We start from the raw sequence: 25,995 nt of genomic DNA, 5'->3' as shown, positions 1-25,995 counted from the left end.
TTGGTAGTTATTGCTTGGCTTGGGCCAGGTACGCGTCCAGCGTGGCGGCGCGGTGTTGGCGGGCTGTCTTTTCGATGGTGTCGGCGTCCGCGGCGCCCTCAATAAGCTGCAGCAAGGCCTCGTGCTCACGCACTGATTCCTGGGCGCGGCCGGGGACGAACCGGAAAGTCGACGATCGAAGCGACGCCAGCCGGTTCCAGCCCCGGTGCACGAGGTCAAGAATGTGCGGGTTGGGGCAGTGTTCAAACAGGACGCTGTGGAAGTCCTGGTTCAGCGCAGTGAAGCGGACGGGATCAAAGTGCTCCAAGCACTCCCGCATTTCCTCGTTCACCGCTCGGGCCCGGGCGATGGAGACCGAGTCGATCAGCGGTGCGGACAAGGCGGTGGCCGCACCTTCCACGATGCTCAGGGTCTGCATGGTGTAGAGGTACTCGGTGGGGTCGATGCCGGCCACCGTGGCGCCCACGTTCCGCTCGAACTTCACCAGCCCTTCGGCTTCCAGGCGGCGGATCGCTTCGCGGACCGGGACCACGCTAAAGCCCAGGTCCTCGGCGATCTTGGCGAGCACCAACCGGTAACCCGGCGTGTAGGCGCCTTCAACGATGCGTGCCTTCACGGCAGCATACGCCTGCTGAGACTTGCTCTGGGCCGCGGCACTTTCGACGACTGTATTTCCGACGGCGGTTTCAGTCACCGGAGGCTCCTTCCGTGCTTTGGCTGGCCGACCATTCCGTGTAGCGCGCCTGCCATTCCTTGTTCATCGGGTACAGCCCATCAACGCTGTTGCCTTCCTGGACCATCTGGAAGATGAACGTCTCTTCCTTCTCCTGCTGAATACAGTCATCCACCAGTTCCTCGGCGATCGCTGGCGGGATCACCAGGATGCCGTCCGAGTCGGCCACGATGATGTCGCCCGGCTGAACGGTCGCGCCGCCACAGGCGATGGTGATGTCCGTGTCCCACGGGATGTGCCGGCGTCCCAGGACTGCCGGGTGCGGGTTGGCGAAGTAAGTGGGCATCTCCAGATCCGCCACGGCCGAATAGTCGCGGACGCCGCCGTCGGTAATGATCGCAGCGGCTCCGCGGACCTGGGCACGCAGCGCGAGGATGTCCCCCACTGTGCCGGTGCCCTTCTCGCCGCGGGCTTCCATCACCAGGATTTCGCCCTCGTTCACGGAATCGATGGCCCGCTTCTGGGCATTGAACCCACCGCCGTGGGTCTTGAAGAGATCCTCACGGTTGGGCACATACCGAAGGGTCCGGGCCAGGCCCACCACTTTACGGTCCGGGCGGGTGGCCTGAAGACCGTCGATGCTCACGTTGTTCAGCCCGCGCTTACGGAGCTGGGAAGACAAAGTGGCGGTGGCAACTGACTCAAGCTTCGCCTTCAGTTCAGGAGTCAACACACTCGCGGCAGCTGCCAGTCCGGCGGCTTCGCGCGATCCGTACGCCTCTTCCCGCTGGGTGTCATCAGTCTTGGGCAGGGCACCAAAGTCCGCGAACGGCGTCGTACCTTCCGTGACTTTGGTGGCCAAACGACCACTGCTGAACTCAACACCGGTGACCTCAATCTCGACGACGTCACCCGGCTTGGCCACGGACGCGCCGGCCGGGGTGCCGGTGAGGATGATGTCGCCCTCTTCGAGCGTGAGCAGCTGGGAAAGGTCCGCGACGAGCTGGGCGAAGGGGAAGAGCAAGTCCTCGGTGGTGTCGTCCTGGACGAGCTCGCCGTTGTGCCAGGTGCGGATCCGCAGCTGAGTGGGATCGACGGCGTCGGCCGGAATCAGCGCCGGGCCAACGGGAGTGAAACCGTCGCCGCCCTTGGACCGGACGTTGGAGCCCTTGTCGGCATAGCGGAGGTCGTAGACGCCGAGGTCGTTGGACGCGGTGACCCACTCGACGTGGCTCCAGGCATCATCCAATCCCACGCGGCGGGCAGACTTGCCGATCACCAACGCGATCTCGCCCTCATAGCCCAGCAACTCACAACCAGCAGGGCGTTCGACCGTGCCGGGAGCATCCGCAGAACCGAGCGCCAGCGACGAGGACGGCTTCAGGAAATACGACGGCTGCCCGGGGGTACGTCCGCGCTGCGCCGCGCGGCTGGGGTAGTTGATGTGGACGGCAATGACCTTGCGCGTCCGGGCCAGCATGTCCTGGCTGACTTCCTGGGTCCGGAACTCCAGTGTCACGGCGCCTCCTCCTGATCGAACATTTATCAAGTACGAAATCGTATACGATAACTATGGACCGGAAGCGTGACCTGCGTCAACCCCCTCCCTAAACCCAAGTGAGTAGCAGTTGAGGCCGTTCTGAGCCCCCAAAACGGCCTCAACTGCTACCTAGTTGGGTGAGACGGGCCAACGCCGTCAAGGAAGCCTTTGAACGTCTGGGCAAGACAGAGCGCTATCTCATCATCCTGCAGATAGTAAAAGCCCGTACCCCTCAGTCGCGCGCCAAGATCCTGGCGGAGGGAAGCTAGCGACTCTTACAAACTGTCGGTGGGCTCCCGTAGGGTACCGGCATGGACATCATCCTTGTACCCGGTTTCTGGTTGGACGCGTCGTCGTGGGAGGAGGTGACGCCGCCGCTGGAAGCAGCCGGCCACACGGTTCATCCGCTGACGCTGCCGGGACTGGAGTCGGTGGACGCATCACGCAAAGGCATCGGCCTTCGCACCCACATCGACGCCGTGGTGGCGAAGGTTGACTCCCTCGACGGCAAGGTCATCCTGGTGGGCCATTCAGGCGGCGGCGCCATCATCCATGGCGTGGCAGATGCCCGCCCGGACCGAGTGGCCCGTGCCATCTACGTTGACAGCGGACCACTCGGTGAGGGAGGGGTCATCAATGACGAACTGCCCGACGACGGCGACGACGTCCCGCTGCCGCCGTGGGAATTATTCGAGGACGAAGACCTTGTTGACCTGACTGACGACCTCAAGGAAGCCTTCCGGGCACGCGCTATCCCGGAGCCCAGGGGCGTTGCCTTCGACCAGCAACACCTGAGCGACGTCCGGCGCTACGACGTACCGGCCACGATCATCGCCTGCCAATTCCCGTCGTCGCTCCTCAAGGAGTGGATGGATGCCGGGCACCCGTTCACGGCGGAACTCGCCAGGATCCGGGACGTCGACTACATCGACCTCCCCACGGGTCACTGGCCACAGTTCAGCAAGCCCAAGGAACTGGGCCAAGCGATCCTGACGGCGCTCGAAGGCGCCAAGTAGACCCCGACGCCGGCAATCACCAGACGCCGCTGCCTTCAGTGACGGGACACTCTAGGCCTTGGGTGGCGTGTTGGTCGCCGGACCTTCCGGAGCAGCGCCTCCCTCGCCTGTCCAGTCACTTCCCGCGGCGTCGTCCAAGGCCGGATCGGACACCACATCAGACTTGATAGTGGGCACGGTGGTGACGGTGGGCTTGCTGCTGGAAGAGGAGTCAGTTTGCTGACCCGCTTTCGGGGAGGTAATGCCCGGGAACATCGCTTCTGCCTTCTCCAGCAGCTTCTTGCCGGCCTCATACAGGTTGTCCACAATGTCCGGCACGGACTCCTGGACTGCCTCCGTGGCCTGGTGCACGTTCTCCTGAACCTCAGGGTTCTTCCAGAGCTTCTCAGTGCCCCCGCGGACCCGCCGGTACACCTCCGGCCAGGACTTCGATCCCCATACGTAGCCGACAGCCACGCCAACGGCGAACAATGCTTTGCCTTTCACAGCAATCACTCCTTCCGAGGTGTTATTCCTCGACACTATCCCTGCCGGGCATGCCGTGTCACCTGCGCATTGATTGCGGGCCGGTTAATAGTGATTTGCCGAAATAAAACATTCGACTAAACTGTTATGCCAACCAGCGGATATCCGCAGGAAGTAACCGCATCAAAACCCGAGGAGTGAAAACCATGGGACTGGGTGACAAGATCAGTAATGCCGCCGAAGAAGCAGGCGGCAAGGTCAAGGAAAAGACCGGAGAAACCACTGGCGACAGGGACCTGCAGACTCAGGGCGTCGGCGAGCAATCGAAGGCAAACGTCAAGCAGTCGGGCGAGAAAGTCAAGGACGCCGCCAAGGGAGTCAGCGACTCCCTCAAGGGCCACTAGACCGCGGATCCGCGGCATTCCGGGCTCGCAAGCAAGGATCAACTAATAGTCAGGTTACTTGCTACTTGCCCCGGGAGCCGCTAGCGTTGCTGGTGTAGTACTGAGTCCGACCCAATCGGCAGGAGTGCTTTATTGGCTGCATTTCATAAATTCATCGGGGTTGCATAAATAGTTCCACTCCCCCACATTCCATAGGGCCCCCGAGGCCCCATTACGGTGCCTACACCTTGGAACAGGCACCCGATGAACATACTCGCTTCATCACGTTCATGGAATTTCCATCAACAAGAAAGTAGGAGCAAAAATGGGTTTCTTTGGTTTTCTTCTGCTCGGTCTTTTGGCCGGCGCTATCGCTAAGCTTATTCTTCCCGGCCGCCAGGGTGGCGGCTGGCTGGTAACCCTCCTTTTGGGCGTCGTCGGCGCTCTTCTGGGCGGTTGGATCGGCGGACTCATCTTCGGAACGGGCCTCCAGGAGTTCTTCTCTCTCACCACGTGGCTCTTGGCCATCGGCGGCTCCATCATCGTGCTGCTGATTTACGGCCTGGTCACCGGTCGTAAGGCACACCATGGCTAATAACGAGAACCGCGACGCCAACGGCGACGAACTGGAAGGCCAGTATTCCGAGGGCGACTACGGCGACACCGGAGTGTCTCCGGAAACCCTGAAAGATGACGCCGGAGGCGACTACACCGAGGGTGACTACGCCGAAAAGACGGTACCTTCGGCAGACGCCGAATTAGACGAAAAGAACACGGAAGACGTTCCCGAGGACCGGCCCTTCTCTTCCGAACCGGATGAAGAAGCGTCTGGCTCCAGTCGACCGTAACATCTGAATCCAGCCAAGAACCCGGAGAACTGCAGATGCAGTCTCCGGGTTCTTGCGTTGTCGGGCCTGATATTTTCGGGCATGGATTGTTGGGGCATCCATGCGGTGGTCCGCGTAGCGTCGATGGAAAGAAGGGAGAACACGGTGCAAGAGGGAGGCATGATGCAGGGGTGGAACCGGGCCATAGAGCTCATCGAGAAAGACCTCACTGCGGAGATCGAGGTGGGTGTCTTGGCTCGCGCTGCCCTGACCTCCGAGTACCACTTCCGGCGGATGTTTTCCTCCCTGGCCGGCCTGCCAATCTCTGACTACATCCGCAGGCGGCGCCTGACGGCAGCCACTGCGGAAATCCTGGAGGGCGGGACAGTGCTGGACGTTGCCGTTCGCTACGGATACGGATCAGCTGAGGCATTCACCCGTGCGTTCAGGTCCCTGCACGGGCTAAGCCCCTCTGAGGCACGACAACCGGGGGCGGTTCTCCATTCCCAACCTCAATTGAGGTTCCACCTCCGAGTCGAAGGAAACACCGACATGAAGCACCGCATTGAAGATCAACCCGCTTTCCGCCTCATCGGCCTGAAAGCCCGTGTCCCGTTGGTCCATGAGGGACCCAATCAAGCCATCATTGATTTCCAGCGCGGAGTGGACCCCGCGGTCACCAAGTCCTTGCTGGAGCTTGCGGACATGGAACCGGCCGGCCCGCTCTCAGTCACTGACAACATCGATGAGCAACGCACCGAGGGAAGCGAACTGGACTACTGGCACGCAGTAGCCTCCACCAAACCAGCGCCGGAAGGTTTCGAGTCCCTTGAGGTCCCCGCTGGCCTGTGGGTTGTCTTTGAAACCGAGGGAAAGTTCCCGGAAGTCCTGCAAGGTATGTGGGCAGACGCCGCTACCGAGTGGTTTCCCGCAAACCCTTACAGATGGGCGCCGGGACCGGAGATGCTCAGCGTCCAAGTGGAACCGGGCGGCATGCATGGCCGCGGGCAGCTGTGGATTCCCGTTGAAAGGGAAGAACTAGGCTGAAGGAGCTGAGCCCAGAAGCTGACGTATCTCTTCCAAGGGCAATACGTTCTGCCGGTATTCACGCGTGAGGACGCGGAGTACGGACTCTGCGGCCTCCGCGTTCTCCGTTCCAATGGCCTCCGCTGCGTAGATCACTTTGATGTTGTGCGCGAAGGCATCTGCGGCCGTTTGGGCGATGCAGTTATGGGCCGAAATGCCGGCAAGAATGACGGTGTCCACGTCCCAGTTCCTCAAGCGCATTGCAAGATCTGTGCCAAAAAAGGCGCTGTCCCTGGTCTTGATCAGCCGTGGATAGTCTTCAGTGAGCAGGCCGGGAACGAACTCGGCCTGCTCACTGCCCCTGAAGATGAACCCCTGGTCATCGTCCAGCATGTTCAGGCTCCACGTGGATTTGTCCCGTTCATGAACAGTTCCTATCAGGAGCACTTTGGCCCCGGTTTGGAGCGCGCTGCTGGTCAACGAGTTGCAGGCAGCAACAATTTCTTCCTGGCGCCCCTTCAGAGCAGGGTCTTCGAAGTAGGCGTTCTGCATGTCGATCACCAACACAGCGAACATTCTTTCTCCCCTTACACGTGAACTTCAACAGACCGGCCGGGCAGTGATCAGAGTCCCTTACCACCCGTTACGGGAAGGACTGCCCCTGAAATGTAGGATCCTTCGTCTGATGCCAGCAACACGTAGGCCGGTGCCAGCTCAGCAGGCTGGCCGGCACGGCCCAGCGGCGTGTCCTGTCCAAAGGTGGGCAGCTTGTCCGGCCATTCGGTGGCGGGAATCAGCGGGGTCCAAATGGGACCAGGTGCCACGGCGTTGACACGGATTCCCTTGGGCCCAAGTTCCTCGGCCATGGCCTTGGTGAAGGCCACTTGGGCCGCTTTGGTCATGGCATAGTCGATCAACTGGGCGGAAGGATTAAACGCCTGGATGGACGCTGTGACAATGACCGAGGCGCCCGGACGGAGATGTGGGATGGCTGCTTGTGCCGTCCAGATGAGTGAGTACAGGTTGGTCTTGAAGACACGGTCGAACTCCTCGGTGGGGATGGTCTCCAAGCCTTCGCGGTTCTTCTGGTAAGCCGCGTTCAACACCACTACATTGAGCCCGCCAAGCTCCTGCACGGTGCGTTCCACAATTTCAGCTGCGAAGCCTTCGTCCCTCGCATCACCGGGCAACAGCAGTGCTTGCGCTCCGCACTCACGGATCCATTCCGCCGTCGACTGAGCGTCTTCCTCTTCCTCCGGAAGATAGCTAATGGCCACGTTGGCGCCCTCGCGCGCGTAGGCAATGGCCACCGCAGCGCCGATGCCGGAGTCGCCGCCGGTAATGAGGGCGGTTTTTCCCTGCAAGCGCCCATGCCCCACATAGCTCTTCTCGCCATGGTCCGGTTGCGGATCCAGTGGTTGCGTGAGGCCCGGCTGTTCCTGCTCCTGCTGAGGGAATTCGCCCGAGTGGTACCCGCTGCGAGGGTCTGATGGCGCGGAGGTGAGGCGGTTCCCGTCGGTTAGTGGCTTGTCAGGCTGGTTCGGATCACGTTGAGTCATGTTCTGCCCCTTTTCGGATTTCACTGCCGGTACTTATTCACTGCCGGTACTTTTGCCCTGTACCCCGGCTCCCAAGCTCCTAAACGCAGCTGGAACTAGGTCCGGAGAGTCCTCGCCTTAACCATCAGGAAAAGGCCATAGGCGATGAGCCCTAACGCCACGGCAGCCAACAAGTACGGACCGTAGGGCTGCTCCTTCAAGGCTTTCAAACTTCCGTCAAGGCCCGTTGATTGTTCGGGCTGCGCGCGAACGGCGGCAATGACCACCAGCAATCCCACAAGGAACAGGGCGATCCCCTTTGCGATGTAACCCACCACGCCAACCCACAGCTGGAACTGGTGCACGGTCCGGTTGGATGACAAGGAAAGGTCCTTGGTGAATTTCCGACGGAAGCCCCTAACAGCAAACACGATGCCGGTAATGGCGATACCGATGCCGACGGCGATCAGCAGGAATACCCCGAAGGGTGCCTTCATGAGCGTGACAGTGAAGTCGCTGCTGGACTCCCGACTGTTCTGGCCCTGTCCAACGAGGAAGGACATGATGGTGGCCGCCAATGCAGCGAACACCAAGGCCTGGCCCAAGGCCGATAACCGCTTGGTCAGTTTGTTGTCAGACGCGAGGCGATAGCCAAGGATGGCATTTCCCAGCTGCCACAGGACAAGCGCTGCACAGGCTGTAAAGCAGGCCCAGAGCAGGAGGGGTCCTGCTGGCTTGTTGGCCAACTCGGTCACCGCGCCGCTGACATCAGCCTCGCCGCCGCGGCCCACCGCGAGTTGGACTGCGATGACGCCAATGAGTATGTGCAGCAGCCCGCTCACGGCATAGCCGACCCGGGCAACAGCTGCGAAAGCCTGCGAATTCGCGGCTTCCCCGGCCACATCAGCGGCCTTTCTCATCTCTTCCTTAATGGCAAGCCTCCTTATTTTCGCGCTGGACTCCATCGTCCCTTAAACAGCGTCAGGCAGGTACTTGCCCGAATAACGAGGTGCCGGCCCCAATAAAGCTTGGCGCGCTAGAACCCGACGACCGACTGCGGCCAGATGCTCCGGAGCCCGGCCCCAAGGGGGTTGAATTGCTCACGGACGGTCACCACTGCACGGGTCTGGCCAACGGATTCTCCAGCTGAACCCGCAGGTTCCGCAGTGCCAGCCAGGGCGTCGGAATTCGTGGGGGCGGCGCCGGCAGTCACGGACTTAGCGGAGATCTGGTCAGTCATTTCGGTGGTCCTTCCTGGAAGTTCCCGTCAGCTGATTGGCTGATGATTCAACCATCGGACGGGGTCCTCAAGAAGGGCGCCGGGGCATCTCAAGATTCCCTCAAGATTCAAGCCCGGACGTCGAATCCGGCCGGGTGAAGGAAAAGGATCTTAGCGGGCGTCCTTTTTCGCTTGTCGCTGGGCGCCTTGCGAACGGCTGGAGGCGTCCCGTTTCACTCCCCCGGTGGTTTTCTGGTGCGAACGGGCCCGGCCCGAACTGCTGGTGGATTTGGTACCGGTCCCGGCGCTCTCCGGTCCAGCGGACTTGCCGGCACTGGCGCGTTCCAGCCGCTCATCCTTGAGTTCTTCTGCCGCCTCATGGGCCACACGGGCAAGTTCCGTGCTCACGATGGAAAGGGCTTCCTCGAACACGAAAGCCCGGGCACGCGCTTTGTCCGACTTGTTGGCTGCGGCTCCGCGACCGCCGGCTTCCAGTACTTCGTCTGCCGCTTTGCGCCGATAGTTGGTGGTGTACTTGTTCCTGGCCTTCCGCACCCGTTTATGGAGCTGGAGCAAGCCTTCCTCGTCGAGGAGCTCAAGTCTGGCTGGCTCCAATTCGCGAATCAAATCAAGTTGATCTTGTTTCAACACCCACAGATATTGGTCCATTCGCCGATGATTCCACACCTCCTGTTGGAGGTATAGAGCGTCATGGAGTTCTTACCCAGTTGCTGTGCGGCCCTGCTGCTCACCGGCCTGTTGCTCCGGCTCCAGAAGCCATGTCATTGCCTCGGCTTCGGAGGTAAAGAACCGCGTGGGGCAAGGCGCGGGTTGGGCGGCCAGCTGGTAGTCGACGAGTATGCGGTCAACAGGATTTTCACCCAGCAACGCGATTCTGGTGGCCGCACAGGGTTCGATGAAAACGTCACGTGCCGCGCGACTCAGATGGCTTGCATTAGCCATCCTGACCAGCAAGGGATAGCGATTACCGGCAGCGAACTCATTGACCGCGTCCACTGCCGCACGGGCGTTACCGGCTTCGATTCTGACACCAGGGTCCCAAGCCAGTATCAAGACATTGTCCGGCTCGAGCTGGATGGTGTAATCGACGTGGTCCGTCTCAGCCATAGAACCGTCTCCATCTCTGCAGGTTTGCAGGACTGCCCGCATGCCGCCGGCTGACTCCACCCTGCACTACGCAGCAATCACCACGTCTCATCCAAAAAGAGTGATCTTTGCTTTGGTTTCCGTGACGGCTTTCGGCAGTCATGCGGTAAAGCGGCGCCTGTAGTCCGTGGGTGAGGTGGAAAAGGCGCTGGCAAAGTTCTGCCTGAGAGTCACGGCGCTGCCGAACCCGCAGTCGGCCGCAACCTGGTCAACAGACAGGTCGGTGGTTTCCAACAGACGGCGGGCGGCATCGAGTCGGCGTGTACGTATCCAGGCCGACGGCGTGGTCCCGGTTGAGGCGCGGAAGGCGCGCACGAAAGTTCGACGGCTCATGTGGGCTTGGGTCGCGAGCCGGTCAATGCTGAGAGGTTCACCGAGCCGACCCATCGCCCACTCAAGCAAACGCGCCATCGGATCGCCCTCAGCTCGCGGGGGAAGAGGATGCTCGATGTACTGAGCCTGCCCACCTTCCCGGTGCGGAGCGATCACCAGGCTTCGCGCCACTTGGTTGGCCGCTTCCGCCCCCAAGCGCCCCCTCACAACGTGCAGGCATGCATCGAGTCCGGATGCTGTGCCGGCAGAAGTCAGGACGTCGCCGTGATCGATGTACAGCACTGTTTGGTCGAGGGAGACGTCCGGATGCCGGACAGCGAGGGAATCAAAGGCTTGCCAGTGGGTCACGGCAGATCGCCCGTTCAGGAGACCGGCGTCGGCAACGGGAATAGCTCCCAAGCACAGACCCACGATGGTTGCGCCCCTGCCATGGGCCAGCCGGAGGACGTTGCTGAGGGCTTCGCCGGTCTCGCGTTCGTCGTCGAACCAGGACGGCACCACTACGACGTCGGCGTGTTCCGCCGTCGACAGTCCTTGGACCTGCCCCAATGTGTACCCCTCGGCCGTTTGGATGTGGCCCGCCCGGTCTGAGAACAGGACAGTGTTCCACTCAGCTAGTGCCTGGCGTGAGACCTCGTCGAAAACCATTTGTGGCACGGCAAGGTGAAACATCGTGACCCCGTTGAACGCGTACACCGCGATCCTCATACTGCCCTCCACTGTTGGCCTGAATCAATCGTATATGGGCATTCGTGCCACTGGCGCACCAGGGGCAAGGGACGAATGATGGAGGGAGCCGCCAAAAGGCGCCCCAATAACCACCACGGGAGAACACTATGAGCACACCCCACCGCGCCCTGGTCCTCGTCGATGTCCAGCAGCAGTACTTCAGCGGGCCGCTGGAAATCCAGTACCCGCCCCACCAAGAGTCGCTCCCCCTGATCGCCAACGCCATCGACGCCGCAACTGCCGCGGGCATCCCCATCGCAGCAATCCAGCACAGCGAAGGAGAAGGCGCACCCGTCTTCGCCCCGGGAACAGCGGAATATGAGCTGCACCCCGAGGTGGAAACCCGCAGGACCGGTTCCTGGAAAAAGGTAGTCAAGCAGTATGGATCCGTGTACGCCGGCACGGACATTGCCGCCTGGCTGCGGGAGCACGACGTCGACACCGTCACTTTGGTGGGCTACATGACCAACAACTGCATCCTGGCCTCGGCGGTGGAAGCAGAATTTCTTGGCTTCACCACCGAAGTACTTTCAGATGCCACGGGAGCCATCAACCTCAGCAACGCGGCAGGAACCGCTGACGCGAAGACAGTGCACACCACGTTGATGGCACTGCTGAACTCCAACTGGGCCGCCGTTGCACCCACCGAAACATGGGCCAAGGCCGTTGAATCCGGACATACCCTGGAAAAGAGCGATCTGGGCAGCTCCGCCATGGCAGGAGCCGCCTTGCAGGCAGCTTCCTGATCAACCCGGATCAGTTCCGAATCAGTGTGACGAAGGCGAGTCCGCATCCTGGCTTTCCCGTTCTTCCGCCGCTGTCTGCGCATACGAAGCGGACACGCGGCGATAGACCGGAGTCAGGAAGGCGATCAATGCCACCACGATCATGATGATGCCGGCGGCCAGGAACACCAGGGCGATGCCCCGGGAGATGCCCTGGCCCAAGAGCGGATCCAGGGTGGCCGCTCCGTCCTCGGAACGGGCGTACGGGATGATCCAGAACTGGGCGATAGGCGCAATGAGGAAGGCGGTAATGGGCGCCGCCGCGGATTCGAAGGCCATGGCAAAACCAAACACCCTGCCCTGCCGAGGTAGTGGCACTACTTTTTGGATGACGGTCTGTTCGGCGGCTTCAACCACAGGCACCAGCGCCATGTAGAGCCAGATTCCTGCTATGTAGAGCCAGGCCCACTCTCGGAGCGTGAACACCGCGCCGATGAACCCCATCAGCACCACAGCGATGAGCATGGTCCGCAAGGGATTGGACCCGAGACCGAACTTTCCGATCAGCGCGCCGCCCACGATGAACCCTGTGGCACCAATGGCGAAGACAACTCCCCACATTTCCACAGTGAACATCTCCAGGCCGTAGGGGTCCATCAACGCCATATAGACGCCACCGATGAAGTTGTTGAAGGTGGAGAAAAGAATCAGAGCGAACAGGCCGGATATTGCCATGACGGCAGCCCACGACCCCCGCATGTCGAATCCGCCTTGTGCATCAGAGGGCGCTGCCTTTACTTCCTCCGGCAGGCGCAGCATGAGCAAGTGCCCGAAGGCCAATGCGGTCAGCACCAAGGCGACAACTACCGTCCACCCCATGCCCAGCAGTCCTACCGATAGCCCGGAAAGGACCGAAGTGACGATGAACATGAGCCCCTGCACCATACCAACGAGCCCGTTCGCATTGGCGCGCCGATCAGGTTCGATCAGTATGGTGACGGTGGTGGACAGGGCAATATTCCGCATGTTCTCCACCACGGCGCCGATCAGGATGATCATGGTGAAGATCCAGAACCATGGCTGGGTCAGGTCGAGTAGCGCCCGCTCGGGTGTCAGCAGGAACATGACGCCCGAGAGGACGAACATCACCATGGTGAAGGCTGCGGCGAAACGCATCACTGCAAGTTTGCGGTAACGGTCCACGAAGGTTCCGAAACTGATGCTGGAGAGGGCGATCAGCAGCATGTACGCACCGCCAATCACCCCTGTAGCGATCACATTCCGCGTCTCCAGGTACACCCAGAACGTCAGGGCGAACCAGAGATAGCTTGTGGTGATGTTCGCCAGGGCGGTGTTCACCAGGATCCCGGTAAAGGTCCGGGCTCTTTGCGCGGGAGTGCGTATGGAGAGATCGATACTGTCGGTAGACGCGGCGGAGGCCGGTTCCTGCTCGGTCATGCGTCCCAGTAAACCACCGCCGCCAGCGTCCCGGTAGTATCGGCAAGGAATCCTAAAAACGCTTGGGGGAGTAATAACATGACGGAAGTTCAGGGGCAGCTGTCCTTCACTGAAGACATCAGCCGGGATCTGGAATTACGGGAATATGGCCTGGACCCTGCAGTGGATTCCACCCTCCTTCCCAATGCCGCCGTCATGAGCGCCCTGCAGAACCTTGTGCGGCTGGCTACCGAGCTATGCGGTGCGCCCTTTGGCGTGGTCAACATCATCAGCGCGGAATACCAGCACCAGATCGGAGCTTGGGGTGTTGACCCCGGAGTCTGCTCCCGCGAGGATTCCATGTGCGCCAAGGTGTTCCTTACCCGTGAGAGAACAGTAGTGGCCGACGCGTCCAAGGACCCGCGTTTCGCGGACAATCCCTTTGTCACGGGCGAAATCGGCAACGTCCGCTTTTACGCTTCGGTGCCGCTGCAGACAGAATCGGGTTTCGTACCGGGAACCTTGTGCGTGTTCTCGGATAAGACCAATGACCTGCGCCCCGAACAGGTGAGTATGCTGGAGGTCCTGGCGAAACAGGTTGTTGAGCTTCTGGAGCTTCAGCACCGCACGGTACAGCTTGACCGCACCTACGCCGAGTTGAGGGACAGCAACGCCAAGCTGGCCGGATTCGCCGGACGCGTCAGCCACGATCTCCGCATTCCCCTCACCACCATCCTCGGCTATGTGGAACTGGTGGAAGACGATCCCGACGTAGAACCGAACAGCACCGCCGCGCGCTATCTGGACCGAATCGGCTCTAGTGGACGGCGGATGCTCGGCATGCTCGAAGATGTGCTGAGCTACTCCCGCGTGGGCGGCGCCATCCAGCCGGTGCAAGTTTCGCTGCACGAAATTGCCGAAGAAGTGGCCCGCGATTTGGGCATCGAAAACGACGGCATCGTGGACGTTGAAGACCTGACTCTCCACGCCGACCGCGGACAACTCCGCACGCTGTTGCAAAACCTGCTGTCCAACGCCATGAATTACCGCAGCCCCGATCGCGATCTCCGCGTCCGCATCAGCGGCGTTTCGAACTATCACGGCGCTACGATCTTCGTTGCGGACAACGGCAAGGGCATCAAGCCCGAGGACCGCGCCAAAGTCTTGGAACCATTGGTACGTCTCCGGCGGGAAGGTGACGGCCCCGGCTCCGGACTCGGCCTGGCCACCTGCAGCAGTATCGCGAAAGCACACGGCGGCGACCTCACCCTGGCCGAAACTCCCGACGGCGGAACCACCGTTACGGTTAGTTTTCCCGCCGAACTCTAAACGCTCCGGGGTGTCTCCGGGTTCTTAGGCGTTGCGCCTGTCATCATTCGAGGCATGACCACCTCGTACGCCCGGTAGAAGAAACCATGCAGCGGCCCGCCCCCGTCCGCTCACCGTTCACGATCCCGCTCGTAGTCATCGTGCTCTTCATAGCGGCCTGCGTCCCCGTGACCACCCAGCCAGCGCCCCAGGCACCAACCGCGGTCATCGGGAAGGCGCCGTCCAAGATCGCCCGGGAGACGTCCATCGTGGACATGACAACGCGCACGGCCGGGGCATCGCCCACCGTTGCGACGTGGCAGTACATCAGCGGGGCCGGGACTTTCAACAGCAAGCTCGATGCCCGACTGCTCAGCGTTTTCGATGCCCGGGCCGGCGGTCGTCACGAACCCGCGGCACTGCCGGCCACCCCCGCTGCACTCTTGGCCGACGGCGTTTCGGTCAACCATGAAATTGTTCTGGCCAGTGGAAGCGTTGTGGGATCCAGGTTCGTGCAAACAACCATGATCGGAGGCGTCCGCACCGATCGCATCGACGAGATCACCTACGAGGACCTCAGCACGGGTGTTGTTACCGGCAGTGCCAGCTTGATCAACCCGGCCATGACCAGCACCCTACGGACAATACTCGGGGATACCATCGGCACCGCTTTTCCAACGCAGGACCCGGCCCTGAACCCGACACCAAACTCCGTTTCCGACGCCGAGATGCTCACCGCTGTCGCGTTCACCTCCGCAGGGGATCTCAGCGTCACCGTCCACCGGGACCCTGTGTCCGGCGCCGCGTTGCCCGACGCCGTCACCGTGAACTTGAACGCCGAAGCCACGGATGAGGTCATTTCGCCCGCAGGCCGCGCCCTTCGCACGGCAGTCATCGCCGCGGTAGCGTTCAAGGCCCCCCGACCCGCGCCGGTGGGCAGGGCGCACATCAACTGTGACCTCGTTGCCTGCGCCGCCCTCACCTATGACGACGGGCCGAACGCCCAAACCACTCGTCTTTTGGCGATACTCGAAAGGCATAAAGTGTTCGCCACGTTCTTCCAGCAGGGAGGATACGTCGGGGCCAATCCGGGAGTGGCCAAGGCCGTTGCAGCAGCGGGCCACACCATCGCAAACCACACCATGAGCCACCCGTACCTGACCAAATTGTCGCCGGCAAGCATCGAGGGCGAGATTCAGGGGGCAACGAACACCATAGAAAAGGCGACAGGAGTGGTGCCCGCTTACATGCGGCCACCGTACGGAGCAACAAATAAGACAGTTGCCGCTTCCGTGGGGCTACCCCAAATAATCTGGGATGTGGACTCCATGGACTGGCAGTCCAAAAACAAATCGGTGTTCCTCCCCCGGATCATGAACCTGGTCAAGCCAGGATCGATCATCCTCCAACACGACGTCCATGCTTCCACCGTGGATGGCCAGGCCGAGCTCATTGCCCAACTCAAAGGAAAGGGCTTCTACTTGGTCACCCTTCCGCAGCTTTTCGCGGGGATCGACCTGAGACCCGGCGCGTCCTACAAGTGCCGCGGTACCGCGCCCGGGTGCGTTCCGGGACGCTGAACTTCCGGTACACAGCGCACGACGGCGGCAGGTCGCCGTCGTGCGTTGTGTACCGTGCGCTGGTTTACCGTGCGCTGGTTTACGATGCCAAGGCTATTTGCCTTCCCCGGGTCCCTTGGCCTTTTCAGGCTTCTTCTCACTCTTGCCCTGGCTCTTTTCCTTGGCGATCTCCGGGCCTGGCATCACCGCGGGCGCTGGAGCTGGTGCGGGTGGCGGCACCTGCGCGGGCTGCTGAACCGGCACTTGCGCGGGCTGCTGCAGATTGACCACCTCAGCGGGCGGGGCGTCCACCGGCACGGCTTCGGCGGGCACGGCTTCGGCGGTCGCTGGCGCAACAGGAAGAGCAGGCACCACCGGCGTCGTCGGCTGCGGCTCAGCTTGGGAAACCCCGGTGTCCCCAATTTGGGAGGGATCGGTCATGTTGCCCGTGGGCGTGAGCCCTTGGGAGAGGATCAGCAAAGCGAGCGGTATGGTTACGGCCGCCGCGGCGACGCCTCGAACGGTCCTGGGTCGTCGCTTATTGAAGTCCCTGAGGCTGGTGACGGTAGCTTGCCTCTTGGTTGGCGTGTGGAGTGGTGGCCTCGACGGCACGGCCGGCAGCAGCGCGGTCCTGCGCCCGGTCTGGATCCCTTCATCCCCGAGCGCCTGTTCGACGTGTTGTGCCGTTGGGCGCTTTTCGGGATCCATGTCCGTCATGGCTTCGAGGAGCTCCCGCAGCGGACCAGGCAATTCCAGGGGGACCTGCGGCGCGCGGTGCAGGCGGGCTGATGCCGTTTCAATTGGCGTCCCCGGGTACTCGGCCCTGCCGGTGAGGCATTCGAGGAGTACCAAGCCCAGCGAGTAGATGTCGCTCGCGGGAGTCAGTCCGAGCCCTTGCGCCTGTTCCGGGCTGAGGTATTGGGCGGTCCCCACGGTAAAGCCTGTTGCGGTGAGGCGGTTGTCGTTCATGACCAGTGCGACGCCAAAGTCCGCTAGCTTCACCGACTGTCCCACGCCGTCGTCGTCGGATACCAGGATGTTGGCCGGCTTGATATCGCGGTGGATAACTCCGTGTTCATGAACCTGGGACAGTGCCCCCGCGAGCCGGATCCCGATGCGCGCGGTCTCGGGAACCGTGAGCGGTCCGTCAGCCAGAATGGCGCGTAAATCCCGGCCATCAGCCAGTTCCATGACCAGGTACGCGCGCTCTTCGTCGTTGCGCGTATCGACGCCGGCGTCAAAGGCGGCCACCAACCCTGGGTGATCAAAGGCAGCCAGAAGCCGCATTTCATTTTCCTGGCGGGCACGGAACGATTCGTCGCCTGAACCGGGCAGGAAAATCTTGATAGCTACGTCGCGGCCAAGGAGCATGTCCGTCGCCTTGTAGACGGCAGACATGGCGCCCCTACCCAGCAGAGGCCCAAGCTGGTAGCGGCCTTCAAGTGTTTCAGTGGCGTCCGTTCCTTCATCGCCTGTTCCTGCGGTTTCGCTGGAGGCGGGGAGTTGGGGGTCCACGGCCTCGTCATTGTTGCCCACGAATGTCACGTCCTTCAGGCATACCTGGAGACACGGACCCAACCACTGTCCCTGCGTCACCAAGCAATGCCGTCAATCAAACTTTCACGATGGCCGCGCGGCCGACTGCTTCAGCCACGTGCGGCCCAGGCAATGAGCCCAAACAGCATCATCCGGTTTCACCAGATAAGTTATCAGGATACTGATTAAATCGCGGGAAGGGCAATGTGAAGGCCCTCCACCCAGAGGGTCAGGCAGCTTGCAACCGGTCCACGGCCGCGCGAAGTTCGCCCGCTTGAACGCCCAGCGACCATTCGGCGACGTCGGTGACAAACCGCTTGAAGGCGTCATATTCGAAAGCCTCGACGTTGTTAACGTAGGAGCCCACGCCGTCGATGGCCACCCATATCCGGATGCAAGCCGCGAAGGGGTCCTCCACCACGAAGTCGCCGGACGCGACTCCGTCCTCGATGAGCGCGGTCAGCCGGTTCCGATCAAGGTATTCCTGACCCAACAACGCCTCGGTGAGGGCCGGAATAAAGCGGCAAAGATGCCTGGCGTTGAGCCATAGCCTCGTGAGTTCGAAAGTGCCGTTGCCTTCGATGCGCGAGACCAAGTGAGCCATCCGCTCAAGGGGAGTTCCGTCGTCGGGAAACAACTCTTCCCGCTCCTCCGAAACGGCGCGCACAAACGCGGCGATCACCAAATCCTCGGCGGCCGGGTAGTAGTGGCTGATCAGGCCGGGACGCACACCAAGGCGGTCGGCGACGGCGCGGAGGGTGATCCGCTCAAGTCCCTCGATCAAGGCAATCGACGCGGCCTCGGAGAGAATCTCAGCGCGACGCTCGTCGGGTAATTTTCGAACGCGTTGGGATGCGGGGCTTGACACCATGCCGCTAAGTCTATTGGATTAGTGACCAATAGCTCATTGGTCATGCGACCAATAGTGTCGATGGGCCGGTTTCCCAATGTTGCGAACCGGACCTTGCCCGAGAGGAACAGCGTTGTCCCACCCCCACATGACCGACGCGGTCAGCTACCCGGAACCCCTCACCCACCCCGAAACCCGCGGCATCGAACTCATCGAAGCCTCCGAACGGCATGGCCGCGCCAGGGATCTCTTCCCGGTCTGGGCGGCCCCCAACGTCAGCGTCCTCAACTTGACGGTAGGTGCCTCCCTCATCCTGCTCGGCCTGGAACTCTGGCAGGCATTTGCCGTCATCATCGCCGGCAGCATCCCTTGGGTCCTCACCGGCATCGTGGCCACCAGTGGCCCGGCAGCGGGGACCTCAGGCTCGGTCATCACCCGCGCCATCTATGGAATCCGCGGCAACAGGGTTGTTGTTGCCTTCTTCGGATGGTTCATTTCCGCCGTCTTCCTGGCCCTGAACTGGCTCGCGTCCTCCTTCATGGGTGCTGAACTCCTGGGACAACTTGGTTTCACGGATCCCGTTCTGGTTCCGGTGCTCGTCACCTTGGTGGTCGCAGCGGTCACCGTATTGGTCGCCGTGTACGGCCACAGCCTGATCCTTCGCAGTTACCCCATTGTGGCCTCGGTGTTGCTGGCCATCTTCCTGCTGGTCACGGGCTTCATCCTGCCTCATGTGCAGTGGGGCTACGCTGCTCCGGCGCCGTTGGAGGGGGCGCCGCTATGGGCCGCGATGACCATCGGCTTCGCCATTCTGGCCTCCACTCCCCTGTCCTACTCGAACAGTCCGGACCTGGCCCGCTACCTCCCCGGGTCCACCAAACGTTCACACATCATCGCGGCCACAGCCTTTGGTGGCGCCCTGCCTTGCATGTTTTTCACTGCAGTGGGCGCGTTGTTGGCAACTGGAATTGACGCCGCAGCGATGGATCTTGGCATCGAATCAGCGCTCCTCGCCCTACTGCCAGCGTGGCTCGGACCCATCTTCGTGGTGGGCGTCATCATCAACACCATTTCGCTGAACGGCATGACCACGTACACGGCGAGCATGGCGTTTCAGTCCATCGGCGTCCCCATCCGCCGCATCCCTTCCGCGGTGGTGGTGGGAGCGATCGGCACAGCGCTGACCATCTACCTCGTCATGTCCACGAGCCTCCTGGAGGCCGTCAACATGATGCTGCAGCTCTTGGTCCTCATTTCGGGCCCCACCATGACCGTCTTCGCAACGGACGTCCTCCTTCGGCGGAACCGCTACAGCGGCGAAGACCTCTTCAAGGAGAAGCCCGGCAGCCCCTTCTGGTACAACGGAGGCTGGCACATCGCCGGCATACTCGCCGTCATCCTCGGCGCGGTTGTAGCCTCACTCTTCCTCAGCAACGCAGCGTGGACTGGTCCCCTCGCAGCCGCCATGGGCTCCATGGACCTTTCAGTGCCGGTATCCATGATCGTCTCCGCAGGCGTGTACACCGCCCTGAACCCGGCGCTACGCCGAGGTCTCAGCAAGACCCCTGTCATCGAAGGAGCCCCGGTATGACCACCGCCCGAGCCCAAACCCATCCCCCGCGTTACCGCGGCGCCGCCAGCCAACCAACAGTCGACACTTGGCAGGAGGGACCGCACAACCGTTGGACCTTTGTGCACTTGAGCGAATTACTCCCGACGGCGACAATCGCCCGCCGCTTCCCGACCGCCCCGGATGAGGCTACTGACCGTTTGAGCTCCTTGGCCGTCCCTGGTCTGAGGCAACGGCTGGAAGAGAGCTACACCGATGCCTTCCTGGTCCTGCACCGCAACGATGTCATCGCGGAGTACTACCGCCCGGGTTTTGCCCCTGATGACTTTCATCTGGTCATGAGCATTTCGAAGTCGATGTGCGGCCTGGTGATCGGGGCGTTGGTGGACTCCGGAGACATCGTTCCGACCGCCCGCGTTGTTGACTACGTCCCCGAACTCGCCGGATCCGCCTACGACGGGGCCACCGTCCAGCACGTGCTCGATATGGCCATTCATCTCAACTACAGCGAGGACTACCTCGATCCCGCTTCCGAAGTTCAGACGCATGATCGCTCCTCCGGCTGGCGCACCCGACAAGACGGCGATCCTGATGGCACGTACGCCTTCCTCACCACCCTCACGGGCAACGGCACTGTGGGCACGTTCCAGTACTGTTCCGCGAACACGGACGTCCTGGCCTGGATCATCGAGCGCGTGACCGGGCTCCGGTATTCGGACGCGCTTTCCAAGTACCTGTGGTCCAAGCTGGACGCAGATCGGGACGCCACCATCACCGTCGATTCCACAGGCTTCGGCTTCGCGAACGGCGGGGTTTCGTGCACCGCCCGCGACCTCGCGAGGGTGGGCCGTCTTATGCTCGACGGCGGCGAAGGTCCAGGCGGCAGGGTGGTGTCCGAGAGGTGGGTCCACAGCATCCTCGCTGGTGGAGACCCCGAAGCCATGGCCGGCTCCTCCTTCAGCGCCATTCACCCCCGCGGCTCGTACACCAGGCAGTGGTGGTGCACAGGCAATGAGCGCGGCAATGTCACCGGCATAGGCATCTACGGCCAGTACCTCTGGATCGATCCTGCCACCGATACCGTGATCGTGAAGATGTCCACCTGGCCGGAACCGGACAGCGAGCACCTGCACGAGCTTCAAAACCAGCTGTTCCTCGAAGTCAGCCACTCCCTGGATGAGCCCCCCGCAACAAAAGAAGTCCCAGAAGAAGAATCGACACCGGAAAGCAAGGAAACAGCAGCGTGACCACCCAGCTCTACACCAACGCCCGCATCTTCACCTCCGATACCCGCCGCTGGGCCGAGGCCATGCTCGTCCAGGGTGAACGCATCCTCTACGTCGGTGACGCCGACACGGCGGAACGCCTTCGCCCGGATGCCGAGAGGATTGACCTTGAAGACCGGCTGGTTGTCCCCGGCTTCGTCGACGGTCATGCCCACGTAGTCGGCACTGGAGAAGCCCTGGGGCAGGTCAGCCTGTGGGGTGCCAAGTCAGTGGCGGAAATCCAGCAACGAATCAAGGCAAGGGCAACCGAACGTCCGGATGCCGACCGGATCCTGGCTACCGGCTGGCTGCATGGCGCAGTTCCGGGTGGTGTACCCGACGCGGCGATGCTCGATGCCGTGGTCCGGGACAAACCCGTCTATGCCTTCGCCTACGACTTCCACTCAGTGTGGGTGAACTCGGCGGCGCTGGCTGAACTGGGGATCGATGACCACACGGAGAATCCGCACGGCGGCACCATCAAGCGGGATGCACACGGCCACGCCACCGGCTACATCGACGAGAACGCGTTCTACGACATGGTGCTCCCCTACCTCGATGCCCAAGTGGGTAAGGATGAGCACGAGGCCAGCATCGCCGCTGTGCAGCAGGCATACCGCGAAACCGGCGTGACCACTGCGTGCGACATGGGCTTCAACGAGACCGACCTCGAAGCCTTTGAGCGTGCCGACAAAGACGGCACGCTGACCAGCCGGCTCATCGCCTATTGGCGCGTCAACAACGCCGAATCGGCGGAGGAAAACATCGCCCAGGTCCAGCGGGCGGCAGCGCTCGCCGTCGAGCATGAATCGCCGTTCCTCCGCGTGGTGGGTATCAAGGTCATCATCGACGGCACCATCGACGGGTGCACCGCCACCCTCGGAACGCCGTACGCCGATGGTTCCAACGCGGAACCTATCTGGAGCCTCGAGCAACTCGCGCCAGTGGTTGCCGCAGCAGATGCCGTCGGACTGAAGGTGGCCATGCATGCCATCGGCGACGAATCGGTGCGGATCGCCATCGGCGCGGTGGAACATGCCGTTGCAGAGAACGGGCCCCGTGAACGCCGCCACCGCATCGAGCATCTCGAGTTGGTGGACAGGGCCGACGTCGATCGCCTCGCCGCGCTGGGCATCACCGCCAGCATGCAGCCGGTCCATGCCGATCCCGCCATCAGCGAAAACTGGGCGGCCAAGTTGGGCGATGACCGTGTGGAACGCGGCTTCCCTTGGCCGTGGATTACTGCGGCGGGGGCACGGCTGGCCTTCGGCACGGACTCCCCCACGTCCCCGCACGCGCCCTTGCCCAACATGTATGTAGCCACCACCCGGGCATCGGCCTTGGACGCGTCCGCTGGAACGAACGTCCCGGACTTCGCGCTGCCCCTCGCCGAGTCGATCGAACATGCAACGCGCGACTCCGCATGGACGTGCGGGGCCGAGCACCAAATTGGTCGGCTTGCTGCGGGCCTATATGCCGACTTCGTGGTCCTTGACACCGATGTGCTCGCTGCGGAGGACCCGGCCGTGCTCCTGGACGCAAAGGTTCTTCAGACTGTGGTGGGCGGGTGGACTGTGTACGCAAGGCACAATGGAAAGCATGACCATCACAACTTTCGCCCTCGTCCGCCACGGCCAGACCGATTGGAACGCGGAGCGCCGGTTGCAGGGGTCCACTGACATCCCGCTTAACGACGTCGGCCGGGGCCAGGCGCGTGACGCCGTCGCCTTCCTCTCCGGTCAGCAATGGGACACCGTGGTGTCCTCGCCCCTGAGCCGCGCCGCCGAGACGGCCGGGATCATCGCCGAAGGCCTGGGGCTCACGGTTGCGAGGCTTGTTCCGGAACTCACCGAGCGAAGCTTTGGCCCGGCCGAAGGTCTTCAAGCCGGCCCCGAGCTGGAGGCACTCCGGATTCCGGGAGGTTTCCAGGGTGGCGAATCGGACGAAGCCGCCGCTGACCGCGGTATCGCTGCCTTGGAAGAGCTGGCCGGGGAGTTTGCCGGCAAGCGCGTCCTGGTGGTGGCGCACGGCACTCTGATCCGGTTGACGTTGAGCCGGGCTATCGGGCGCACCTTGGATAGCGTGCAGAACGCCGTGCTCAATTTGGCCCATCACCACGTCACGGATGGCTGGCAGTTGGAGTACTTCAATGGCGAGCTCATCACGGCCGACGTCGACGCCTGAGCTGCCGCGCCTCCTCCAAATCGACGCATTGGGCAAGTGGAGGGCCTCGATGAGCACTTTACGAAGGTTCCTTTCCTGCCCTATGCATGCAACAACTAAGCGTGCTTAGTATGGTGGAGTGATCTGTCCGCAAAGTCGGCCGGAGGATTCCGGCGGGAAGAGGTAATCGTGGCCGCGACTCGAATTGCCACACCGAAGAGGGCGGGTGGAGCATGGGCTCAGTAGTGATTTTTGCCCCTTCACCGGTCTTGACCGTCACGATTGAGGACGTGGAAGGAGCTGCCGACATCCACCTCCACGCCGGGGGCCAAGGCGTCTGGCAGGCCCGGATGCTGAAGGTACTCGGGGCCGAGGTGACAATGTGCGCGGTGTTCTCCGGAGAAAGCGGAGGGGTTCTGCAGCACCTGATTGACGACGAAGGCGTGGAGCTGTTGTCGGTTTCCGGCGAGGGCAGCAGCGGCGCCTACGTGCACGATCGCCGAAAGGGCGAACGGGACGTGGTTGCGGAGTCGCCCGGCCACCGGCTCACGCGCCATGAACTGGACGAACTCTATGGTTTGACGTTGCAGGCCGGAATGAAGGCTGGGACGGTGATACTCAGTGGCACTGGCCGGGAGGACTCTGTGCCACCGGACATGTACCGGAGGCTGACTACGGACCTTCGCACTGCCGGATGCACTGTCATCGCCGATCTGTCCGGTGAGCGACTAAAAGGCATCCTGGAGGGCAAACCCTCAGTGGTCAAGATGTCCGATGAGGAGGTGGTGGGCAGTGGTCGCGCCGATGCCTCCGAGACAGATCTCCTTATCGAGGCCATGCACACCCTCGCCAAGGAGGGTGCGCAAGCTGTCATCGTCACGCGGGCACACGAGCCCTCCCTGTTCCTCAGTGACGGGGAGATCAGCGAAATCCATGTCCCCAGGTTTGAAGCGGTGGAAACCAGCGGTGCCGGTGATTCCCTGACTGCAGCGATAGCCGCTGTACTTGCCGACGGCGGAACGCTCCGCGACGCCGTAGTCCTGGGCACGGCAGCCGGCGCCCACAACGTCACTCGCCATGGGCTGGGCTCGGGTCAGGCCCCGGCCATTCACGAGGTGGCCAAGCTGGTCAAGATTGTTCCGCTGGATACCAGTGCAGCGGCACCGGCACAGCAGATGACTCCGGATGAACTGGCGCGAAAGGCCAGGACAACATGAGCCAGTCCATCCGTGTCCTTATTACAAACGACGACGGCATCGCCTCCCCCGGCCTGCACGTACTGGCTGCCGCGGCTGTCCGGGCAGGATTCGATGTTGTGGTGGCGGCCCCGGCGTCGGAAGCCAGCGGCAGCAGCTCGTCGATCACCGCCGTAGAAGAGGACGGCAGGATTTCCGTTGAAGAGTGCGAACTGGAGGAATTGGACGGAGTGAAGGCCTTCGCCGTCCATGGCGCCCCGGCATTCATCACCATGATCGCCGCCCACGGCGCGTTCGGCCCTCCGCCCGACGTGGTCCTGTCCGGGGTGAACCGCGGGGCGAATGTAGGCCGGGCGATTCTGCATTCCGGCACGGTAGGCGCGGCATTGACCGCGGGCGTCAACGACCGCCGAGGGATGGCGGTCTCGCTGGACACCGGCCTTAACCCGGACGCGATCCACTGGGAAACAGCCGCGCAGCTGGCCACCGGACTACTGCCGTTCCTTCTGGAGCAGGAGCCCGGATCCGTACTTAACCTCAACGTCCCGAACAGTGCCGGGCCCGACCTACCTGAGTACCGGGCGGCCACACTCACCCGGTTCGGCATAGTGCAGACCACCCTGGCCGAACGGGGGCAGCAGCACGTGCGGCTGGCCATCGCCGACACGGCCGAGACGCCCGACCCGGACAGCGACGCTGCACTGTTGGCGGCAGGATACGCCAGCGTGACAGCCCTGCAACCGGTCACCGGGACGGCGCCGTCCCTGGAACGCCTGCCGGGCGCTGAGGCGCTGAGAGACCCCGGGCAGCAATAAGCTCAAGCAGGGCCCCTGCCTCAAGTCCAAGAAGGGCGGCCGCAAGGTTCCCCACCAAATCAAGCACATACTCACCAGTGGCGCTCCCGGCCAGCACATCCATGACAAGGCCGTCTTCCTGGGCCACAAGAGTGCGGGCGATCTTGGCTGGATCCAGCAGGGGAGAGAACTCACCTGAGCGCGTTCCGGCGTCGATGATCTCCCGGTAGACACGTTCCTGTGCGCTGGTGAGCTCTTCCTGGATCCGGCGCTGCTCTGCGTCGCGGAGCATATGGGGCCAGTACTCGTACAGAATCCGGGAGACGTCGTCTTCCAGTCCTGCAGTAGTGCCGGCGCTGATGACGGCGGCGAGCTTGGCGGTGGGAGTCATGTCCGCCTCCACAGCTTCCGCGAGCTTCTCCAGGAATCTACCGGAGGAAGCCTGTACGGCGGCCGCAATGATCTCGGCGTGGCTGCCGAAGTAATAGAGCACGGCATTGGCAGCCATGCCTGCCTCGGCGGCAATGGCACGGAGTGTGGCCCCTTCAGCGCCGTCGCGGGCTGCCACAGCCTGGGCTGCCGCAACGATTTCCTGCCGTCGAATTTCCTTCTTGTCTGCCTTGGCCACTGCCGCTCCCCCGTGGGCTCTTGAAGATTCCTGTTGACATTGACTCTA

29 protein-coding genes are annotated in these 25,995 nt (G+C 62.3%); 15 read left to right on the top strand and 14 right to left on the bottom strand.

What is annotated here, in order from left to right:
• Window positions 1–7: 7 nt before the first annotated feature.
• Window positions 8–694, bottom strand: coding sequence for a GntR family transcriptional regulator (locus tag RIF72_RS11850; protein WP_309075084.1), 687 nt, complete (start codon window positions 692–694; stop codon window positions 8–10).
• Window positions 687–2,153 carry a fumarylacetoacetate hydrolase family protein gene (locus tag RIF72_RS11845; RefSeq protein ID WP_375164222.1) on the bottom strand — a complete coding sequence of 489 codons (1,467 nt, stop codon included), beginning with the start codon at window positions 2,151–2,153 and terminating at the stop codon, window positions 687–689. Before RIF72_RS11845 ends, RIF72_RS11850 begins: the two co-directional genes overlap by 8 nt.
• A gap of 197 nt (window positions 2,154–2,350) precedes the next feature.
• Here RIF72_RS11845 and RIF72_RS11840 point away from each other — a divergent pair, with 197 nt between their 5' ends.
• Entirely contained in the window at window positions 2,351–2,482 is a 132-nt protein-coding gene (locus RIF72_RS11840) for a YdeI/OmpD-associated family protein (protein WP_309075082.1), read from the top strand.
• Window positions 2,483–2,524: 42 nt separating this feature from the next.
• Complete coding sequence (locus RIF72_RS11835; RefSeq protein WP_309075081.1) at window positions 2,525–3,229, top strand: alpha/beta hydrolase; 705 nt, start codon at window positions 2,525–2,527, stop codon at window positions 3,227–3,229.
• Window positions 3,230–3,280: 51 nt separating this feature from the next.
• Here the strand turns inward: RIF72_RS11835 and RIF72_RS11830 are convergent, their stop codons facing one another.
• Window positions 3,281–3,715, bottom strand: a complete 435-nt coding sequence (locus RIF72_RS11830) for a hypothetical protein (protein ID WP_309075080.1) — start codon at window positions 3,713–3,715, stop codon at window positions 3,281–3,283.
• A 185-nt stretch (window positions 3,716–3,900) separates the two neighbouring features.
• Here RIF72_RS11830 and RIF72_RS11825 point away from each other — a divergent pair, with 185 nt between their 5' ends.
• From RIF72_RS11825 to RIF72_RS11810, 4 genes are all read left to right on the top strand, one after another.
• The gene (locus RIF72_RS11825; protein WP_309075079.1) at window positions 3,901–4,098 is read left to right on the top strand and encodes a CsbD family protein; all 198 of its coding nucleotides are present in this window, start codon (window positions 3,901–3,903) and stop codon (window positions 4,096–4,098) included.
• A 304-nt stretch (window positions 4,099–4,402) separates the two neighbouring features.
• Window positions 4,403–4,672 carry a GlsB/YeaQ/YmgE family stress response membrane protein gene (locus tag RIF72_RS11820; protein ID WP_309075078.1) on the top strand — a complete coding sequence of 90 codons (270 nt, stop codon included), beginning with the start codon at window positions 4,403–4,405 and terminating at the stop codon, window positions 4,670–4,672.
• Complete coding sequence (locus tag RIF72_RS11815; protein ID WP_309075077.1) at window positions 4,665–4,925, top strand: hypothetical protein; 261 nt, start codon at window positions 4,665–4,667, stop codon at window positions 4,923–4,925. Before RIF72_RS11820 ends, RIF72_RS11815 begins: the two co-directional genes overlap by 8 nt.
• A 162-nt stretch (window positions 4,926–5,087) precedes the next feature.
• Window positions 5,088–5,951, top strand: a complete 864-nt coding sequence (locus RIF72_RS11810; protein ID WP_375164221.1) for a helix-turn-helix domain-containing protein — start codon at window positions 5,088–5,090, stop codon at window positions 5,949–5,951.
• On the opposite strand, the gene RIF72_RS11805 is transcribed toward RIF72_RS11810, so the two are convergent.
• The 7 genes from RIF72_RS11805 to RIF72_RS11775 all read right to left on the bottom strand — a co-directional run bounded on the left by RIF72_RS11805 (window position 5,943) and on the right by RIF72_RS11775 (window position 10,895).
• Window positions 5,943–6,506: an isochorismatase family cysteine hydrolase gene (locus RIF72_RS11805; RefSeq protein ID WP_309075075.1), complete on the bottom strand. Its 564-nt coding sequence runs from the start codon at window positions 6,504–6,506 to the stop codon at window positions 5,943–5,945. The two genes, RIF72_RS11810 and RIF72_RS11805, sit on opposite strands and share 9 nt — an antisense overlap.
• 47 nt (window positions 6,507–6,553) lie before the next feature.
• Window positions 6,554–7,489 (bottom strand): SDR family oxidoreductase, encoded by a 936-nt coding sequence (locus RIF72_RS11800; protein WP_309075074.1) that lies wholly within the window; start codon window positions 7,487–7,489, stop codon window positions 6,554–6,556.
• Window positions 7,490–7,584: 95 nt separating this feature from the next.
• Entirely contained in the window at window positions 7,585–8,388 is an 804-nt protein-coding gene (locus tag RIF72_RS11795; RefSeq protein ID WP_309075073.1) for a DUF1206 domain-containing protein, read from the bottom strand.
• 116 nt (window positions 8,389–8,504) lie between these two features.
• Window positions 8,505–8,708: a hypothetical protein gene (locus RIF72_RS11790; protein WP_309075072.1), complete on the bottom strand. Its 204-nt coding sequence runs from the start codon at window positions 8,706–8,708 to the stop codon at window positions 8,505–8,507.
• Between the two features lie 150 nt (window positions 8,709–8,858).
• Window positions 8,859–9,338 carry a hypothetical protein gene (locus RIF72_RS11785; RefSeq protein WP_309075071.1) on the bottom strand — a complete coding sequence of 160 codons (480 nt, stop codon included), beginning with the start codon at window positions 9,336–9,338 and terminating at the stop codon, window positions 8,859–8,861.
• Between the two features lie 69 nt (window positions 9,339–9,407).
• Window positions 9,408–9,815 (bottom strand): STAS/SEC14 domain-containing protein, encoded by a 408-nt coding sequence (locus RIF72_RS11780; protein ID WP_309075070.1) that lies wholly within the window; start codon window positions 9,813–9,815, stop codon window positions 9,408–9,410.
• Window positions 9,816–9,953: 138 nt separating this feature from the next.
• The gene (locus RIF72_RS11775) at window positions 9,954–10,895 is read right to left on the bottom strand and encodes a helix-turn-helix domain-containing protein (protein WP_309075069.1); all 942 of its coding nucleotides are present in this window, start codon (window positions 10,893–10,895) and stop codon (window positions 9,954–9,956) included.
• Between the two features lie 128 nt (window positions 10,896–11,023).
• On the opposite strand from RIF72_RS11775, the gene RIF72_RS11770 reads away from it, so the two are divergent.
• On the top strand, window positions 11,024–11,662 hold the full coding sequence (locus RIF72_RS11770) for an isochorismatase family protein (RefSeq protein ID WP_309075068.1): 639 nt from the start codon (window positions 11,024–11,026) through the stop codon (window positions 11,660–11,662).
• Window positions 11,663–11,683: 21 nt separating this feature from the next.
• Here RIF72_RS11770 and RIF72_RS11765 read toward each other — a convergent pair whose 3' ends face one another.
• Window positions 11,684–13,099: an MFS transporter gene (locus RIF72_RS11765; protein ID WP_309075067.1), complete on the bottom strand. Its 1,416-nt coding sequence runs from the start codon at window positions 13,097–13,099 to the stop codon at window positions 11,684–11,686.
• A gap of 78 nt (window positions 13,100–13,177) precedes the next feature.
• On the opposite strand from RIF72_RS11765, the gene RIF72_RS11760 reads away from it, so the two are divergent.
• Window positions 13,178–14,407 (top strand): GAF domain-containing sensor histidine kinase, encoded by a 1,230-nt coding sequence (locus RIF72_RS11760; RefSeq protein WP_309075066.1) that lies wholly within the window; start codon window positions 13,178–13,180, stop codon window positions 14,405–14,407.
• A gap of 86 nt (window positions 14,408–14,493) precedes the next feature.
• Window positions 14,494–15,966 (top strand): polysaccharide deacetylase family protein, encoded by a 1,473-nt coding sequence (locus RIF72_RS11755; RefSeq protein WP_309075065.1) that lies wholly within the window; start codon window positions 14,494–14,496, stop codon window positions 15,964–15,966.
• 93 nt (window positions 15,967–16,059) lie between these two features.
• Here the strand turns inward: RIF72_RS11755 and RIF72_RS11750 are convergent, their stop codons facing one another.
• Both RIF72_RS11750 and RIF72_RS11745 read right to left on the bottom strand, forming a co-directional pair.
• Entirely contained in the window at window positions 16,060–17,481 is a 1,422-nt protein-coding gene (locus tag RIF72_RS11750; protein ID WP_309075064.1) for a serine/threonine-protein kinase, read from the bottom strand.
• Between the two features lie 229 nt (window positions 17,482–17,710).
• Window positions 17,711–18,352, bottom strand: a complete 642-nt coding sequence (locus RIF72_RS11745; RefSeq protein WP_309075063.1) for a TetR family transcriptional regulator — start codon at window positions 18,350–18,352, stop codon at window positions 17,711–17,713.
• Window positions 18,353–18,479: 127 nt separating this feature from the next.
• Here RIF72_RS11745 and RIF72_RS11740 point away from each other — a divergent pair, with 127 nt between their 5' ends.
• The 6 genes from RIF72_RS11740 (at window position 18,480) to surE (ending at window position 25,340) form a co-directional block, all read left to right on the top strand.
• A complete protein-coding gene (locus RIF72_RS11740; protein WP_309075149.1) occupies window positions 18,480–19,922 on the top strand; it encodes a cytosine permease in 1,443 nt (480 codons plus the stop codon).
• The gene (locus tag RIF72_RS11735) at window positions 19,919–21,148 is read left to right on the top strand and encodes a serine hydrolase (RefSeq protein ID WP_309075062.1); all 1,230 of its coding nucleotides are present in this window, start codon (window positions 19,919–19,921) and stop codon (window positions 21,146–21,148) included. Before RIF72_RS11740 ends, RIF72_RS11735 begins: the two co-directional genes overlap by 4 nt.
• The gene (locus RIF72_RS11730; protein ID WP_309075061.1) at window positions 21,145–22,845 is read left to right on the top strand and encodes an amidohydrolase; all 1,701 of its coding nucleotides are present in this window, start codon (window positions 21,145–21,147) and stop codon (window positions 22,843–22,845) included. The genes RIF72_RS11735 and RIF72_RS11730 overlap by 4 nt, the downstream gene beginning before the upstream one ends.
• Complete coding sequence (locus RIF72_RS11725) at window positions 22,757–23,350, top strand: histidine phosphatase family protein (protein ID WP_309075060.1); 594 nt, start codon at window positions 22,757–22,759, stop codon at window positions 23,348–23,350. Before RIF72_RS11730 ends, RIF72_RS11725 begins: the two co-directional genes overlap by 89 nt.
• A 212-nt stretch (window positions 23,351–23,562) precedes the next feature.
• Window positions 23,563–24,546: a PfkB family carbohydrate kinase gene (locus RIF72_RS11720; RefSeq protein ID WP_309075059.1), complete on the top strand. Its 984-nt coding sequence runs from the start codon at window positions 23,563–23,565 to the stop codon at window positions 24,544–24,546.
• Window positions 24,543–25,340, top strand: coding sequence for a 5'/3'-nucleotidase SurE (gene surE, locus RIF72_RS11715; protein ID WP_309075058.1), 798 nt, complete (start codon window positions 24,543–24,545; stop codon window positions 25,338–25,340). The genes RIF72_RS11720 and surE overlap by 4 nt, the downstream gene beginning before the upstream one ends.
• Here the strand turns inward: surE and RIF72_RS11710 are convergent.
• Entirely contained in the window at window positions 25,270–25,947 is a 678-nt protein-coding gene (locus RIF72_RS11710) for a TetR family transcriptional regulator (RefSeq protein ID WP_309075057.1), read from the bottom strand. The two genes, surE and RIF72_RS11710, sit on opposite strands and share 71 nt — an antisense overlap.
• Window positions 25,948–25,995 lie beyond the last annotated feature (48 nt).

Source organism: Paenarthrobacter sp. (genome assembly GCF_031180005.1).
Classification (GTDB): domain Bacteria; phylum Actinomycetota; class Actinomycetes; order Actinomycetales; family Micrococcaceae; genus Arthrobacter.
This window is presented reverse-complemented; position numbering and strand designations above follow the sequence as displayed.

Bases quoted from the DNA above. Each gene is read 5' to 3' on its own strand.
- RIF72_RS11735 (WP_309075062.1), top strand. From the start codon at position 19,919: ATGACCACCGCCCGAGCCCAAACCCATCCCCCGCGTTACCGCGGCGCC.
- RIF72_RS11835 (WP_309075081.1), top strand. From the start codon at position 2,525: ATGGACATCATCCTTGTACCCGGTTTCTGGTTGGACGCGTCGTCGTGG.
- surE (WP_309075058.1), top strand. From the start codon at position 24,543: ATGAGCCAGTCCATCCGTGTCCTTATTACAAACGACGACGGCATCGCC.
- RIF72_RS11765 (WP_309075067.1), bottom strand. From the start codon at position 13,099: ATGACCGAGCAGGAACCGGCCTCCGCCGCGTCTACCGACAGTATCGAT.
- RIF72_RS11755 (WP_309075065.1), top strand. From the start codon at position 14,494: ATGCAGCGGCCCGCCCCCGTCCGCTCACCGTTCACGATCCCGCTCGTA.
- RIF72_RS11740 (WP_309075149.1), top strand. From the start codon at position 18,480: ATGACCGACGCGGTCAGCTACCCGGAACCCCTCACCCACCCCGAAACC.
- RIF72_RS11845 (WP_375164222.1), bottom strand. From the start codon at position 2,153: ATGCTGGCCCGGACGCGCAAGGTCATTGCCGTCCACATCAACTACCCC.
- RIF72_RS11795 (WP_309075073.1), bottom strand. From the start codon at position 8,388: ATGAGAAAGGCCGCTGATGTGGCCGGGGAAGCCGCGAATTCGCAGGCT.
- RIF72_RS11820 (WP_309075078.1), top strand. From the start codon at position 4,403: ATGGGTTTCTTTGGTTTTCTTCTGCTCGGTCTTTTGGCCGGCGCTATC.
- RIF72_RS11725 (WP_309075060.1), top strand. From the start codon at position 22,757: ATGGAAAGCATGACCATCACAACTTTCGCCCTCGTCCGCCACGGCCAG.
- RIF72_RS11810 (WP_375164221.1), top strand. From the start codon at position 5,088: ATGCAGGGGTGGAACCGGGCCATAGAGCTCATCGAGAAAGACCTCACT.
- RIF72_RS11745 (WP_309075063.1), bottom strand. From the start codon at position 18,352: ATGGTGTCAAGCCCCGCATCCCAACGCGTTCGAAAATTACCCGACGAG.
- RIF72_RS11775 (WP_309075069.1), bottom strand. From the start codon at position 10,895: ATGAGGATCGCGGTGTACGCGTTCAACGGGGTCACGATGTTTCACCTT.
- RIF72_RS11720 (WP_309075059.1), top strand. From the start codon at position 23,563: ATGGGCTCAGTAGTGATTTTTGCCCCTTCACCGGTCTTGACCGTCACG.
- RIF72_RS11805 (WP_309075075.1), bottom strand. From the start codon at position 6,506: ATGTTCGCTGTGTTGGTGATCGACATGCAGAACGCCTACTTCGAAGAC.
- RIF72_RS11815 (WP_309075077.1), top strand. From the start codon at position 4,665: ATGGCTAATAACGAGAACCGCGACGCCAACGGCGACGAACTGGAAGGC.
- RIF72_RS11770 (WP_309075068.1), top strand. From the start codon at position 11,024: ATGAGCACACCCCACCGCGCCCTGGTCCTCGTCGATGTCCAGCAGCAG.
- RIF72_RS11800 (WP_309075074.1), bottom strand. From the start codon at position 7,489: ATGACTCAACGTGATCCGAACCAGCCTGACAAGCCACTAACCGACGGG.
- RIF72_RS11790 (WP_309075072.1), bottom strand. From the start codon at position 8,708: ATGACTGACCAGATCTCCGCTAAGTCCGTGACTGCCGGCGCCGCCCCC.
- RIF72_RS11760 (WP_309075066.1), top strand. From the start codon at position 13,178: ATGACGGAAGTTCAGGGGCAGCTGTCCTTCACTGAAGACATCAGCCGG.
- RIF72_RS11780 (WP_309075070.1), bottom strand. From the start codon at position 9,815: ATGGCTGAGACGGACCACGTCGATTACACCATCCAGCTCGAGCCGGAC.
- RIF72_RS11825 (WP_309075079.1), top strand. From the start codon at position 3,901: ATGGGACTGGGTGACAAGATCAGTAATGCCGCCGAAGAAGCAGGCGGC.